Annotated in this window: 10 protein-coding genes and 1 pseudogene; 7 read left to right on the top strand and 4 right to left on the bottom strand. The window is 70.3% G+C overall.

Annotated features, from left to right (window positions below; all coding sequences use genetic code 11):
• Positions 1–33: 33 nt before the first annotated feature.
• Both MOV08_RS42120 and MOV08_RS42115 read left to right on the top strand, forming a co-directional pair.
• The gene (locus MOV08_RS42120; RefSeq protein WP_275312044.1) at positions 34–666 is read left to right on the top strand and encodes a CatB-related O-acetyltransferase; all 633 of its coding nucleotides are present in this window, start codon (positions 34–36) and stop codon (positions 664–666) included.
• A 55-nt stretch (positions 667–721) separates the two neighbouring features.
• Positions 722–2,029, top strand: coding sequence for an erythromycin esterase family protein (locus MOV08_RS42115; protein ID WP_275311448.1), 1,308 nt, complete (start codon positions 722–724; stop codon positions 2,027–2,029).
• A gap of 144 nt (positions 2,030–2,173) precedes the next feature.
• On the opposite strand, the gene MOV08_RS42110 is transcribed toward MOV08_RS42115, so the two are convergent.
• Positions 2,174–3,496 (bottom strand): MFS transporter, encoded by a 1,323-nt coding sequence (locus MOV08_RS42110; protein WP_275311447.1) that lies wholly within the window; start codon positions 3,494–3,496, stop codon positions 2,174–2,176.
• A 145-nt stretch (positions 3,497–3,641) separates the two neighbouring features.
• Here MOV08_RS42110 and MOV08_RS42105 point away from each other — a divergent pair, with 145 nt between their 5' ends.
• From MOV08_RS42105 to MOV08_RS42090, 4 genes are all read left to right on the top strand, one after another.
• Entirely contained in the window at positions 3,642–4,442 is an 801-nt protein-coding gene (locus MOV08_RS42105) for a DeoR/GlpR family DNA-binding transcription regulator (RefSeq protein WP_239010304.1), read from the top strand.
• Positions 4,443–4,515: 73 nt separating this feature from the next.
• Positions 4,516–5,514, top strand: coding sequence for a zinc-dependent alcohol dehydrogenase family protein (locus MOV08_RS42100; RefSeq protein WP_275311446.1), 999 nt, complete (start codon positions 4,516–4,518; stop codon positions 5,512–5,514).
• 40 nt (positions 5,515–5,554) lie between these two features.
• Positions 5,555–6,958 (top strand): xylulokinase, encoded by a 1,404-nt coding sequence (xylB, locus tag MOV08_RS42095; RefSeq protein WP_275311445.1) that lies wholly within the window; start codon positions 5,555–5,557, stop codon positions 6,956–6,958.
• Between the two features lie 235 nt (positions 6,959–7,193).
• Entirely contained in the window at positions 7,194–8,060 is an 867-nt protein-coding gene (locus tag MOV08_RS42090) for a dioxygenase family protein (RefSeq protein ID WP_275312043.1), read from the top strand.
• Here the strand turns inward: MOV08_RS42090 and MOV08_RS42085 are convergent.
• From MOV08_RS42085 to lanKC, 3 genes are all read right to left on the bottom strand, one after another.
• Positions 7,988–10,126, bottom strand: coding sequence for a prolyl oligopeptidase family serine peptidase (locus tag MOV08_RS42085; protein ID WP_275311444.1), 2,139 nt, complete (start codon positions 10,124–10,126; stop codon positions 7,988–7,990). The genes MOV08_RS42090 and MOV08_RS42085 overlap by 73 nt on opposite strands.
• A 235-nt stretch (positions 10,127–10,361) precedes the next feature.
• Complete coding sequence (norA, locus tag MOV08_RS44425) at positions 10,362–10,466, bottom strand: noursin family copper-binding tricyclic lanthipeptide (RefSeq protein ID WP_434060590.1); 105 nt, start codon at positions 10,464–10,466, stop codon at positions 10,362–10,364.
• A 6-nt stretch (positions 10,467–10,472) separates the two neighbouring features.
• Positions 10,473–13,145 carry a class III lanthionine synthetase LanKC gene (gene lanKC / locus MOV08_RS42080; RefSeq protein ID WP_275311443.1) on the bottom strand — a complete coding sequence of 891 codons (2,673 nt, stop codon included), beginning with the start codon at positions 13,143–13,145 and terminating at the stop codon, positions 10,473–10,475.
• A 160-nt stretch (positions 13,146–13,305) separates the two neighbouring features.
• Here lanKC and MOV08_RS42075 point away from each other — a divergent pair.
• A pseudogene (locus MOV08_RS42075) lies at positions 13,306–14,699 on the top strand (IS1380 family transposase).
• Positions 14,700–14,891: the final 192 nt, after the last annotated feature.

Genomic DNA, 14,891 nt, shown 5'->3' with positions numbered 1-14,891 from the left:
CCTGTTCCCGCCGATCCGACCGTGGTGCACCCGATGCCCGAACAGCCCCGGGTGGTGCTGCTCAAGCCGCTGATCACCTCGCCGCTGATCGAGGTGGGAGAGTTCTCCTACTACGACGACCCCGACGACCCGACCGCGTTCGAGACCCGCAACGTGCTGTACCACTACGGCCCGGAAAAGCTGGTCATCGGGAAGTTCTGCGCGCTGGGCGAGGGCGTGCGGTTCATCATGAACGGCGCCAACCACCGCATGGACGGCCCCTCGACGTTCCCCTTCCCCATCATGGGCGGGTCCTGGTCCGAGCACTTCGACCTCATCAGCGGCCTGACCGGACGGGGCGACACCGTGGTCGGCCATGACGTCTGGTTCGGATACCGGTCCATGGTGATGCCCGGCGTCCGCATCGGCCACGGAGCGATCATCGCCGCCGGCTCCGTCGTCGTCGACGACGTCCCCGACTACGGCATCGTCGGCGGCAACCCCGCCCGCCTCATCCGCCGCCGCTACAGCGACGCCGACATCAACCGCCTGCTCGCACTGGCCTGGTGGGACTGGCCGCTCCAGCAGATCACCGAACACCTCCGCACGATCATGTCCGGCAGCATCGACGAACTGGAGAACGCCGCGGCCGGGCACACCCCGCCCCGCACCACGACGGACCGTTGAACGGTCCCCTACCGGCGTTCCCACCCCTTCCCACACCGAAAGTCAAGCCACCAACATGCCTGCCGCCCCCCACCACACCCCCTTCGCCGACTGGCTGCGCACCCATGCCCATCCGCTCACCCACCTCGACCCCGAGGCGCCGCTCGACGAACTGGAGCCGCTGCGCGCCGTCATCGGCGACGCCCGGGTCGTCGCGATCGGCGAAAGCTCCCACTTCATCAACGAGTTCGCCCACATGCGCGAACGCATCCTGCGCTTCCTGGTCGAGCGCTGCGGCTTCACCGTCCTCGCCTTCGAATACGGCTTCAGCGAAGGCATCCCCCTCGATGCCTGGGTCCAGGGCGAAGGAACGGACGATGACCTGTCGGCCCACCTCGCCGCGGCGATCCCCGTGGGAGCCGAGGAGCCGCTGCGCTGGATGCGCCGGCACAACCGCACGGCCTCACGGCCGGTGCGCTTCGCGGGCGTCGACATCCCCGCGGCCGGCGGGTCCTTGCTTCCCGCCCTGGCCCCGGTCGCCGACTACCTGCGCCGGATCGATCCCGAGACCCTGCCGGCAATTCAGGAGGCGATGCGGATCTCCGGATCGTTCGCCGGTGGCTCCGGGGCCGTCGCCGCACCCGCCTGGGCACGCCTGGCCACCGCCGAACAGGACGCGCTCAGCGCGATCCTGACGCGCCTGCTCATCCGTTTCCGCTCCGTCGAACCGCTGTATGTCTCCCGCAGCGACCAGCAGAGCTACGACATCGCCGTGCGACGCCTCGAAGGCGCCTGCCACGGCGACTACACCTTCCGCGCCATGGCCGACCTCTTCGCCGGAAAGGGGCTGACCGCCGACACCTCGGCCCGCGACGCCTACATGGCGGAGTCGGTCCTGTGGCACCTGGAGCGCTTCGCACCCGGGACCCGCGTCGTGCTGGCCGCGCACAACGCCCACATCCAGAAGACACCGGTCTCCTTCGACGGCCACCTGACGGGACTCCCCATGGGCCAGCACCTGCACCGTGCACTCGGCGACGACTACGTCGCCCTCGGCCTGACGAGCACCACCGGACACACCGCGGACATGCCCCGCGACGAGAACACCCGCTTCGGCTTCACCGTCGCCGCCACCCCGCTGGAGCCGGCCGAGCCGGGAAGCATCGAAGCCGCCTTCGCCGACGCCGAACTCGGGCTCAGCATCGCCGATCTCCACCAGGCACGCCCGGAGGCCCGTGGAAACGCCGACGTCTCCCCGGGCCCCGACCGCATCCGGATCCAAAGCGCCTACCTCCACACCCCCGTCCTCGACGCGTTCGACGCCATCCTCCACACCCCGACCTCCACCGTCGCCAACAACCTCGACATCCTCGACTACCTGTGAGACGGGACGCGGACGGAGGCGGTGCGTCCACGCACACCCGGCTCCGGATTCGGCACCCCTGAGTGCGACAGCGATTGTCTATATGGGGAGATAAGTGACATTTAGCCCCATTTTCCCTCCCTCGGGGATCGCCGCGCATCGCCGTCAACGCTCGACCGGCTGCCGTTCCCTCGGCGGCGCGGCGACGGGCGCGGCGGGCTCCGCGCGCGTCCCCGGCGTCTTCATGGTCAGTACGAGGACAGTGCTGATCAGATGCAGGACGGCGTAGATCCACATGACTCCCCCGATACCGATCGAGCCGATGAAGAGCGTGCCGATGAGTGGACCCAAGGCCATGCTGGCGCCGGCGCCCAGCGTGTAGGCCGACATGATCTGGCCCTTGCGCTCCGGATCCTGCGAGGTCATGAGCGGAGGCAGGGGGACGTAGCCGGCCATGCCGACGCCCAGTGCACCCGCGGCGACAGCGACGAGCGGGTAGTCGTGGCCCGCGGCCTGGGGTACGTAGTACAGCGCCAGGCAGGCGAGGGCCGAGACCGCGCCGCCGAGCCAGGCGACGGTCTTGCGCCGACTCCACCGGTCGCCGAGCGCACCGAAGAGCACCACGCAGGCCAGGTTGCTGACCATCATCACGATCAGCAGTGACGCCCACTCCTGTGCGCTGAAGCCGATCCGGTCGACCAGGAAGAGCGGGATGAAGACCCAGACGCCGAACTGCGAGGTGGTGTTGATGAGTCGGACCAGGGCACCCATGCCGACGCTCGGCTTGGTGAACATCACGGTGAAGCAGCCCAGGAAGGTGCGCGACAGTCCGTGTCGCTCCGGCTCCCTGGACAGGCCCTGGAAACCGGTGCGTTCGCGCAGCAGGAGCAGCACGACCAGGGCGCCCGCGACGATCATGGCGAGGGACACCCACAGGGTGTGGTAGAAGCCGATCGTGGGCTTGAGGAGCGAGACCAACGCGGAGCCGAGGACCGGGTAGCCCATGGTGAAGCAGAACCAGAACCAGCCGAGCGCCTTGCCGAGTTGTCGCTCCGGCGCACCCGCCATGATCCAGACCATGAACCCGTAGGCGAACAGCGGATAGCCGAAGCCGCGCAGGCCGTAGGTGAAGAGGATCAGCCAGTAGGAGTGGGCGGGCACGGCGACCGCGAGCATCAGGGTGTGGCAGACGGCCCAGCAGGCGGCGCCGGCCATCATCACCCGGCGGGGCCCCCACAGGTCACAGAGCCCGCCCGCCAGGAACGCGCCCACCGCCGCGGTGACTCCGTACACCGTGAAGATGATGCCGACGCTCGCCTCCGCGAAGCCGAGGTCGGTCTTGAAGAAGGTCGGCAGATAACTGGTCTCCACGCCGTCGCCGACCATGAAGAGCAGCACGCCGACATAGCCCCAGATCAGGGCTCGGGGGATGCCGAGGACGGCGGGGCGGGGCGGCGACGGTTCGCGCTTTTGGGGTGGGTGGAGCACGGGAGACCTCCTGATGGGCCGGGCATGCGCCCGTGGATGGCCATCAGACTGAACAACCTCTCAGAAAATTTCAAGAGCTTCACATAAAGTGTGTGATGTCTTAGAGTGCGAGCGCGGCGGACACGACCGCCGAGGAAGGAACGGGATGCCCACCATGCGACCGAGTCGCGGCTCCGAGGCCGAGGTAGAGGAGCGCCGGCAGACGGTGCTGCGCCATGTCGCCGAGGAAGGCGAGATCCGCATCGCCGATCTCGCCGAGCGGATGCGCGTCAGCGTGATGACCATGCACCGCGATCTCGACAACCTCCACGAGCGGCAGTTGCTGCGCAAGGGCCGCGGCGTGGCGACGGCCTTCTCCAACGTCGCCATGGAAAGCGCCCTGCGCTTTCGCGAGCACGCCAACGTCGAGATCAAGTCCGCCATCGCCGACGCCCTCGCACAGGAGGTCTCCCCCGGCGACACGGTGTTGATCGACTGCGGCTCCACCCTCTTCCCGCTCGCCCGCCGGCTCGCCACCGTCCAGGGCATCCGTGTGATCACCAACTCGTTGCGGATCACCTACCTGCTGTCGGCCGCACCGGCCGAGGTGACGCTCCTCGGCGACCGCTACTACGAGGACTTCGAGTCCTGCGCCGGCCCGCAGGCCCGCCGCCAGCTCCACGACATCCGCGCCTCCATCGCGTTCGTGACCGCGACCTCGATCCGCGACGGCCGGCTCTTCCACCCGGTCCGCGAGTACGCGGAGACCAAGCAGGCGTATCTGCAGGCCGCCGACCGCTCCGTACTGGCCGTCGACCACAGCAAGTTCGGCCGCACCGCGACCTACCCGTACGGCGACGTCGGCGGCTACGACCTGCTGGTCACCGACGCCGACACCCCGGAGAGCGAACTCCGGCCCGTCCGGGACCTCGGCGTGCAGGTCCGCACCGTCGATCCCCGCGGCTGAGCCGAGCCGTCCGAGCCGGAGCCGGGCTCCGGCATTCCCCGAGCACATCCCTCCCCGAGAAAGGCCCCGCCCCATGCGTGCTGTCGTCGTCCACACTCCCGGGCACTACGAGGTCACCACCGTCGCCGATCCCACCCCGGGCCCAGGCGAGGTCGTCATAGCCCCCGCCGCCGTCGGCATCTGCGGCACCGACGCACACATCGTCGACGGGGAATTCGCCCCCACCCCCTACCCGATCATCCCCGGCCACGAATTCACCGGCGAAGTCCTCGCGCTGGGCACCGGCGTCACCGGCCTGCGCATAGGCGAACAGGTCGCCGTCGACCCCTCCCTGTTCTGCGGCGCCTGCCACTTCTGCGCCATCGGCCGCGGCAACCTCTGCGAGAACTGGGGCGCCATCGGGGACACCGTGGACGGCGCCATGGCCGAGTACGTCAAAGTACCGGCAGCCAACTGCTACCGCCTGCCCGAGAACATCGAAGTCTCCCAGGGCACTCTGATCGAGCCGCTGTCCTGCGCGGTGCGCGGCTTCGACGTGCTTCCCCGCCGCCTGGGCGACCACTACCTCATCTACGGCGCCGGCACCATGGGCCTGATGATGCTTCAGCTCGCCCGAACCGCCGGCGCGGCATCCCTGTCGGTCGTGGACCTCAACACCGACCGCCTGCGGGTCGCCGAACAACTCGGCGCGGACGCCACGGCGGTCAGCGCCGCACAGCTGGGCCGCCCGCAGGGATGGGAGACCGTCATCGACTGCACCGGCGCCATCCCCGTCATCGAGGACGGCCTCACCCGGGTCCGCCGCGGCGGCACCTTCCAACAGTTCGGCGTCGCACCGTCCGCAGCCGCGGCGTCCTTCTCCCCGTTCAAGGTCTACAACGACGAGATCACCATCGTCGGCTCGATGGCCGTCCTGCACAGCTTCGGACGGGCCGTCGACCTCATGGCGAAGGGCGTCATCGACGCCGACACCATGATCACCCACCGCTACCCCCTGGAGGACTTCGGCACCGCCCTCCAGACCTTCCGCCAGGGCACTGGCCGCAAGATCCAAATCTGCCCGCAAGCCTGACCCCCACCGTCCCGACTCATTGCACGGAAGCGCCTTCGCCATGCCCACAGTTGCCGGGGTGGACTCCTCTACCCAGTCCTGCAAGGTCGTCGTCTGCGACGCCGACACCGGGAAGATCCTCCATCGAGGCCGCGCCGCCCACCCCGACGCAACCGAAGTCGACCCCGGCGCCTGGTGGCAGGCGCTCCGCGAAGCCGGCGGCGGCCTCCTGGAACACGTCGACGCGGTGGCGGTCGCCGGCCAGCAGCACGGCCTGGTGGCCCTGGACACGGCCGGACAGCCGGTGCGCGACGCGCTGTTGTGGAACGACACCCGCTCGGCGCGGGCCGCCGCGGATCTCGTCGACGAACTGGGCGGACCGGAGAAGTGGGCCGAGGCGGTCGGCACCGTACCGGTCGCGGCCCTCACCGTCGCCAAGCTGCGCTGGCTGGCCGAGCACGAACCGGAGCGCGCCAACCGCACCGCGCGGGTGCTGCTGCCGCACGACTGGCTGACGTGGCAGCTGTGCGGCGGGCCGGGCTCCGCCGCCGAGCCCGTCACCGACCGCGGCGACGCCTCCGGAACCGGCTACTGGTCGCCCGCCCACGGCGCCTACCGCCACGATCTGCTGTCCCGCGCCTTCGACGGCCGTACCCCCCAACTCCCCCGCGTACTGGGTCCGTTGGAGGTTGCCGGGCGCACCCCGGACGGCGCCCTGGTGGCGGCGGGGACCGGCGACAACATGGGGGCAGCCCTGGGCCTGGGCATCGAGCCAGGCGACGTGGTGATCTCCCTGGGCACCAGCGGCACCGCCTTCGCCCTCTCCGACCACCCCACCAGCGATCCCACCGGCGCGGTCGCCGGCTTCGCCGACGCCACCGGCCGCTACCTCCCCCTGGTCTGCACCCTCAACGCCGCCCGGGTCCTCAGCTCCACGGCCCGCATGCTCGACATCACCCTCGACGGCCTCGGGCCGCTCGCCCGCGAGGCCGAACCCGGCGCCGGCGGCCTGGTGTTCCTCCCCTACCTCGGCGGCGAACGCACCCCCAACCTCCCGGACGCCGCCGGCAGCCTGATGGGCCTGCGCAAGGCGAACATGCACCCGCCGAACCTGGCCCGGGCAGCCGTCGAGGGCATGCTCTGCAACATGGCCGATGCCCTCGACAGACTGCGGGCCCAGGACGTCAGCGCCCGGAGGGTGTTCATCATCGGCGGTGCGGCCAAGGCACCGGTGGTCGGCGAGATCGCCGCGGAGATCTTCGGCACCCCGGTCACCGTGCCCGAACCCGAGGAGTACGTGGCACTCGGCGCCGCCCGCCAGGCCGCCTGGGCCCTTGCCGGCACTCCCGAGCCGCCGCACTGGCCGCTCGCTGCGGCACGGCGGGTCACCGCCCCGTCCGATGACACCGCCGGCCGCCGCATCCGCGCGGCCTATGCCGAGGCGCGGTCGACGGTGTACGGGTGAGCGGTGTGCAGCACCGGTACCGACCTGTCCGTGGTCGGTACCGGTGCTGCACACGAGACCGGAACCGATCGTCACTCTTGGAGGCCGGCAACCGTTCCTTGAAGCAGGACTCGGCGGATCGCCCCTGCGCGTCCGGGACGACGGCGAGCCCACGATCCACCACCACGTCGACGACCGGACGGCCCACGTGGCCGACCGGTTCATCGACCACCTACGTGGCGAAGGGGAGTACACCGTGGACTACAAGGAGCACACCGCGATCGATGCCGTGCTGGCGAGTTTCGCCGACACCCCCGATCCGCGCCTGCGCGAGGTCGTGGGCGCGGTCGCCCGGCACCTCCATGCGCTGGTGCAGGAGCTGCGGCCGACGATGGCCGAGTGGGAGAGCGCCATCGCCTTCCTCACCGCCGTCGGCCGGATGTGTGACGACAGCAGGCAGGAGTTCGTGCTGCTCTCCGACGTATTCGGGGTGTCGATGCTGGTCGAGACCATCAACGGCGAAGCGCACGGCACCGAGGGCACGGTCCTGGGCCCCTTCCACATGACCGAGTCGCCCCGTCGAGAACTCGGCGACTCCATCGACGAGGTCGGCACCGGCGCCCCCTGTGTCATCACCGGCACCGTGACCGACCTCGAAGGGGTGCCGGTGCCGGGTGCCGTCGTCGATGTGTGGCAGTGCGACGAGAACGGCTTCTACGACGTGCAGCAGCCGGGCGTCCAGCCGGCCGGCAACGGTCGAGGTCTGTTCCGCACCGACGACGAGGGCGGCTTCTGGTTCCGCACCGTGGTGCCCTCGCATTATCCGATCCCGATCGACGGACCGGTCGGCCGGCTGCTCCAGGCCAGCCGACGCCATCCCTACCGCCCGGCGCACGTGCACCTCATCGCGGACGCCCCCGGTTTCACCCCGCTGACCACACACATGTTCGTGGCCGACAGTCCCTATCTCGACAGCGACGCCGTGTTCGCGGTCAAGCAGAGCCTGGTGCGCGACTTCGCCGAGTCCGCCGATCCCGACGAGGCCGCGCGCTACGGCGTGGCGGTGCCGTTCCGGCGCGCCCACTTCCCCATCCGCCTAGTCCCAGCAGGAAAATCCTCGTGAGCGACGTCGAGGCCGAGCTCGCCGATCAGGAAGGCCAGGTGCTCGGCCTCCCGCAGTAGCGCATCGTCCGGCGAGGTCTCCACGGTATGTCCGGCCTGCCGGATCCTCAGCAGTACCGGATGCCCTGCGGACGTGGCCCGTTGGAGGCGGGCTGCCATCTTGCGACCGTGCCAGGCGGGACAACTGCGGTCGGCGGAGCCGCAGTCGAGGAGTACGGCCGGGTAGTCGACGGCGTCGCGCACCTGGTGGTACGGGGAGTAGCGGTGCAGGACGGCCGCGTCGGTGGGGTCGTCCGGGTCCCCGAAGTCCACGGAGACGATGTCGGCCATGGTGACCGGATCCCGCCTGCAGCGCAGGAGGTCCAGTACGGGGAGCGCGGCCACGCACGCCCGGTACAGGTCGGGGCGCTGGGTCACCGCGACGACTGCGGTCAGGGCGCTGATCGAGTAGCCGAAGACGCCGAGCCGACCCGGTGTGGTGTGGCCGTGGCGGATCAGGTCGGTGGCCACCGCGTGCAGATCGTCGAACGTGCGCTGCTTGGTGTCGCGGCGGGCCGCGTGCCACCAGTCGGTGCCGAACTCCCCGCCGCCGCGCAGGTGCGCGTGGACGTAGACGCCGCCCAGTTCGACCCAGGCTGCGGGCAGCGCGAACAGGTAGGCCGGTAGCCAGGCGATGTTGAGGGCGCCGTAGCCACTGACGATGAGCGGTTGCGGCGTGCCGAGATCGACGTCGGCGCGGGCGACGATCTTGTACGGGATCACGGTTCCGTCGGCGCTGTGTGCGGTTCCGCTGCGGGTCACGGCATCCGCGACGACGGCTCGCGGCTCGCTGAGCGGCACCAGCCTCTCGGTGGCCAGATCGTACCGATAGGCCGCCGGAGACCGGGTGAGGGAGGAGAAGGCGAAGGTGCAACCGTTGCCGGCCGGTGTGACCAGTCCACCGTCCCGGCCTCCGCCCGGCCATGCCATCCCCGGTTCGGGGAGTGGGATTTCGCCCAGGGGTGCGCCCTGGCAGGAGATCCGGCGCAGCCGGGTCGCGCCGTTCGCGAGTTCGGCCAGGACCAGTTCCCGGCCCACCGGGGTGATCGAGAACAACACCGTGTCGCCCGGTGGGAGGAGCTCGCGCCAGCCGCTGCGGTCCCGGCCCGGGCCGGACAGCGGCAGGGCGACGACCCTTCCGCGCGGTGCGCCGTCGTCGGTGACCGCGATGAACTCGTCGCCGACGATCCCGCCGCGGAACACCGAGCGGGAGTCCTGGAGGAACGGCCGCCACTCCGCGTCGGACGCCGTGAGGTCGCGTACGTAGTACGGCCTGCCGGGGCCATGGGCCAGCGCCCACCGGCCGTCGGCGGAGACACTCACCCCGCGGGCCGGGAACTCCGACGGCAGGTCCTGGCGACAGACGGTCGGCCGCGAGCCGGACGCGGCGAGGGTGACCTGGAAGAGGCCCGGGCAGCGGTGCGGCCGCTCCCCGTCGACGACCACGACGAAGAACCGTCGACCGTCCGGCAGCCAGCCGACCCGGTAGACGCCTGCCTCGGGCAACCCGTCGACCAGGACCTCACCGGAATCCACGTCGCGGACACGGAACAGCGATTCCCGACCGGGGCCGGAGAACTGGTAGGCGAGCAACCCGCCGTCGGGCGACGGCTGCCACTGCATGGTGGCCGGCTCGTGCAGGGGCAGTCCCGCGGTCTCCACGGCGAGATCCAGCACACGGCGGGCCGATGCTGACGTCGTCGACACATCGGGGGAATCGGCGACGTCGAGCACCGGCAGCGCGTGGCCCTCGGGCACGTGCTCCACGAACCAGCGGCGCCCGTGGAGTTCCGGCGGGCGGTGGTGCAGTGCACTTGCGTTGAACCGTCGGGCGGTGGCGAGCGCCAGGCTCCAGGGCGGGTCGGTGTGCAGCAGGTCGCGGGCGAGCCGGTCCTGCGCCGCCTCCCAGGCGAGCGTTGCGTCGCTGTCCTCCTCCAGCCACTGGTACGGGTCGGTGAAGCCGATCCCGCCGATCTCGTTGAACTCCGGGCGGGTCGGTGTGGGCGGGAACCGGAACCGGTCAGGCACTGCGGCCTCCGTACGGATCGGGGAGATCGGGGCCATCGCGAGATCGGGGCCATCAGGAAAGGGGAATCGACCGGATCGGGCGGGGCGGCTGGTGCGGGCCACCGGCTGCGTCCGGTGGCGACGGCGGCCACTGGGTGGGGCGATGCGATGGCCTGCCCCACCCAGCGGTCCTGTGATCAGCGACGCGTCACGCGGTGTGTGACGTAGGGCGTTGCGTTATGCGTCGCGGGATGTGTCACACACAGGCGCGGCCGTGGAGAAGCGTGCTCAGCACGTTGCTCGGGGCGAGCGAGGGACCGTGCGGGGTCTCGAGCTCCTGAAGCTCCAGGATCATGGCCATGGCAGTTCACCTCCTCTCTTTTCCTCTGGTCGTTCCTGCGGGATCGCAGGTCTGGGTCTGCCGGGGCGCGGCGGTGTCCGCCGGCAGGAAGGGCAGGAAGTCGTGGCGGCCGTCGAAGACCGCGGTGAGCGCGAGCAGTACTCCTGCCGCCCCGGTCGCCAGGTCCGTGGAGAACCGGTAGAGCTGTTCGCCCGGGAAGAGCAGCCGGCCGTGGCGGATCTCGGCGTACCAGGACAGCCGGTGCAGGTGCGTGCGCACGGCAGGGTCGTCCAGAGCGGGACGGGAGCCGGTGGCCGCCAGGGACGCCAGCACCCCGGCGTGGCCGGTGAACAGCCCTGGGAAGATCCCGGACTCGGCCCGGCAGGTATGGCGGATCCGCTCGTACGCGTGGGCGAGTCGGGCATCGTCGCGCTGCCGGAGCAGTTCGCCCAGCACCGGGGCCATGCCGGCGGTACCGATGCCCAGATGGGGCATCAACCGGTGCTGCTCGCGGACCTGCAAGGTGCCGCCCGGGCCGGTCTCGCAGTCTGCCAGGTCCCGGTGCAGCGCGGCCCACGCCAGGTCGAGGAACTCCGGGTCCGACGTGGCGCGGAAGCAGTGCAGGAAGAACAGGGCGACGCCGGTCGACCCGTACATCAGCCCGGCGGCGGTGGGCCGGTCCGGCCGCAGTGTGCCGGTGCGCACTGTGTCGGCCAGACGCTCGGCGATCGTCAGTGCCCGGCGTCGGCAGTCGGCGTCCGCGGTGCCGAAGTACAGCAGGTTCAGCCCGATTCCGGCGAGCCCGGAGTGGAGGCCGGCGAGGGGCGGTTGGGCATCCATCAGATCCATCGCCCGGTCCAGGACGGCCAGTGCGGGGACGCGGTGCCCCAACCGGTCGAGGACGTAGGCGATTCCGTGCAGCCCGTCGTAGAAGCCGGGCTGGGGCGCCTCCCAGCGCTTCACCGCGCGGATCAGCCAGTCGACATGCTCGGGGTCGGGCGGCAGACCGGCCTCGGCCAGGGCGAGCAGCACACCGGCCGCGCCGTGCGCGATGTTGAATCCGCCGGTGCGGAACTGCTCGACGTCACCTGGGAACAGCCGGTCGGATCGCTGCGGGGTGGCCGCCGCCAGGATGCCCTCGGCGATGGACCGCCGCAGTTGCGGCCAGTCCTCCGGCTTCGGGTCGCCGAGTGCCTGGAGAACGGGGTGGTTCCGGTGGTCGACCGTCGTTCCGGAGGTCTCGTGCTGGTGCTGAGGCCGAAGGTCGCGGCGCAGGCCGGCGACGAAGGGCTCGGGGACTCCGAAGCGGTCGACCAGCACCCGGAGGAAGAGCTCGGACTTGCCGGGGTTCCCGGTCTGCAGCACGGGCGCGACGGACACGAACACCCACAACGCCGTGGCGGCGAGCCCGTAGTGGTCGATGGCCGGGCCGGTGCAGCCCTCCGGGGGAACGAACCCGGGCGCACCCAACGTCGGACGGTCCGCGGCGCCGATGGGCAGCGCCAGCTCGAAGTCGACCAGCACGACGCTGCCGTCCGGACGCAACAGGATGTTGGAGGGGTGGACGTCGCCCACCACGACGCCCCGGGAGTGGATCGCGCTCAGCGCGGCGCGCACCTTCCCGACGACCTCCACCGCCCAGGCGGCGAACTCCGCGATCTCCCGGGCCGACGGCTCGGGCGTGATGTACGGATGCCGGCCGGCCGCCGCCTGGGTCAGGGTCTCCCCCTCGATGTGTTCCTGGACCAGGAAGTGGTGTTCCCAACAGGTGAAGTCCCCGAGTACCCGGGGCACCACGGCCAGTCCGGCGAGCCGGTCGAGGATGGCGTGCTCGTGCCGGAGCCGCGCCACCGCGTCCACCCCGTCGGTGTCCAACCCGGCCAGCGGGCGGGCCTCCTTGAGCACCACGCTCCGCCCGGTGTCCGGATCGGTCGCGAGGTAGACGCCGCCCGCGTTGGAGAAGTGCAACGCCTTCTGCACCTGGTACGGGAACGTGCCGGCGTCGTTGTTGCGCGCGGCCATCGCCTCGGCCAGGAAGGGGGGCGGCTCGACCCACGGCGGCACGCGGAAGGCCGGCCCGCGGGTGTCCGGCACCAGTTGCCCGGTCCGTGGATCGGTCAGCGCCGGGACCGGCTCGCCGTTCCGGCCGCGACAGGTGTGGTGCTGGAAGGCGCCGTACCGCACGAACAGGGGGCCGGTGCGCCATCGGAGGTCGCTGAGGACGTACGGACCGGGCCGGCCGTCGAGCGCCTCGCCCAGCTCGGTGAGCACCCCCGACAACTCTTCGGCGGAGTCCGGGTAGATCGTGCAGAACTTGCCGCTGGATCCGCGGTCGGCGTACTTGGCGTTGGTCAGTTGCAGAACTTGCCGGCTGCGCAGGAACTTGAAGGCGATCCGGCGCTCGACGCAGTGGTCCCACACCACGTCCAACACCTCCTCTGCATGGTCCAGGCCCGTCGAGACATGGACCTTCCAGCCTTGCTCGGGAAGTCGGTGGTCGGGCGGGAGTTGGAGCACCCAGAGCCCCTGCTCGCTCCGCTGCCAGCCGACGGGCGGCTCGGCACCGGCCCTCGTGAATCGGCTTGCGGAGTCGTCCCAGCGCTGCGCGGTGTCGTAGAAGTCCGGATCGGCCAGACAGTGGGCGAGGTAGAACGCCGCCAGCTCCATCGGAATCAGCCCCCCAAAGGTCGCGGACGTCACGGCCGGGAGTAATCATGATTATCGGTACGTCCGACTAAGCCTCGATTCACCGATCAATGGCCGGTCCAGAGCCCGGACATGAGAACGCGGATGCTCTCTGACCTGGGATGATGGTTCTTCCTACAGTCCCAAGTCCACAGATCGAGAGAACATCCGCGAGATGCAATCTTCCCATGCCGCTTCGGCGGTCTGTGCCGTGTTCGACGATCGGAATCTGGTCGCGGACGCTGGTCTGGTCCCGGTGATGCGTCTTGCCGAGCGGGGACGGCTTTCACAGCTGGTCCGCGCCACGGTACGGATCGACGGCGCGGACAACAGCGGTGGGGCGAACCCGGTTGCGAAGGTGACCTCGCTGGTGGCGGCGATGTGCGCGGGAGCGGACAGCATCGAGGACGCGGACCGGCTGCGGCACGGCGCCATACCGGCGGCGTTCTCGGGGATCCGTGCTCCTTCGACACTGGGCACGTTCCTGCGCTCCTTCACCCACGGCCATGCTCTGCAACTCCACGCGGTGCACCGGAAGTTCCTGCGGAACCTGGCCTTGCACACCCCGCTGCTGCCCGGCGCCGACCAAGTCGCCTTCATCGACGTCGACTCCACCCATAAGCGCGTATTCGGCCCCGCCAAGCAGGGCGCCCAGGTCGGCCGGTTCAAAGGGATACGTACCCTGCACCCGTTGCTGGCCACGATCTGCACCCCGACAGCGCGGCCGGTGATCGCCGCGGTCCGACTGCGGCAGGGCAAGGCGGCCGACTCCCGCGGCGCCGAGCGGCTGGTCACCGAGGCCCTGGCCACCGCTGGCGAGGCCGGCTGCACCGGCATCCGCATCCTGCGGGCCGATTCGCAGTTCTACAACGCCGATGTGGTCGCTGCCTGCCGCCGGGCCGGCGCCCACTTCTCCCTGGCCTGCGGCATGAACCCGTCCATCAAACGGGCCGTCGCCACCATCCCCGACGATGCCTGGCAGCCGATCCGCTATCCCAGGGCCGTCGTCGATCCCGACACCGGCGAGCTGATCTCGGACGCGGAAGTCGCCGAGATCGGCGCCTACACCGCCTTCACCGGCCGGAAGAAAGCCGAGCACGTCACCGCCCGACTGATCGTGCGGCGCGTGCGTGACCTGGCCAAACCTGCCACCGTCGGCGAGCAGGGCGAGCTGTTCCCCACCTGGCGCTACCACCCGTTCTTCACCGACAGCCCCTTCGAAACCCTCCAGGCCGAACAGCAGCACCGCCACCACGCGGTCATCGAGCAGGTCATCGCCGACGGCAAGGCCGGCCCCTCGCGCACCTGCCCTCCGGACACTTCAACGCCAACGCCGCCTGGCTGACCCTGTGGGCCCTCACCCACAACCTGCTACGAAGCGCCGGAGCACTGGCCTCCGTCTTCCACAGCAAGGCCACCACCGCCACCCTCCGCGCACACCTGATTCACGTTCCCGCCCGCCTGGCACGGTCAGCCCGACGCCTGACGCTGCACCTGCCCGAACAGTGGCGCTGGCGCGACGCGTTCACCGAACTTTTCACTGCCGCCCATGCGCCCCCAACAGCGTGACCGACCCTGTTCATCCGCCCGCGAAGGCCCGACCGAAACCCATGTGGAAAAGCTGGGCAGACCAGCGGGTACCGCATGCCCTCCAACCAGCCACCTCCCCGAGAACACAGAAATGATCACGTCAGAACCGGGCCGGTGAATCGAGGCTAAGGGTGAGTCCACACAACTGAGGACTTGTCAGTGCCCACACGA

This window comes from Streptomyces yunnanensis (assembly GCF_029011865.1).
Classification (GTDB): Bacteria; Actinomycetota; Actinomycetes; order Streptomycetales; family Streptomycetaceae; genus Streptomyces; species Streptomyces yunnanensis.
The sequence above is the reverse complement of the archived record's forward strand: the minus strand, read 5'-3'. Positions and strand labels throughout refer to the sequence as shown.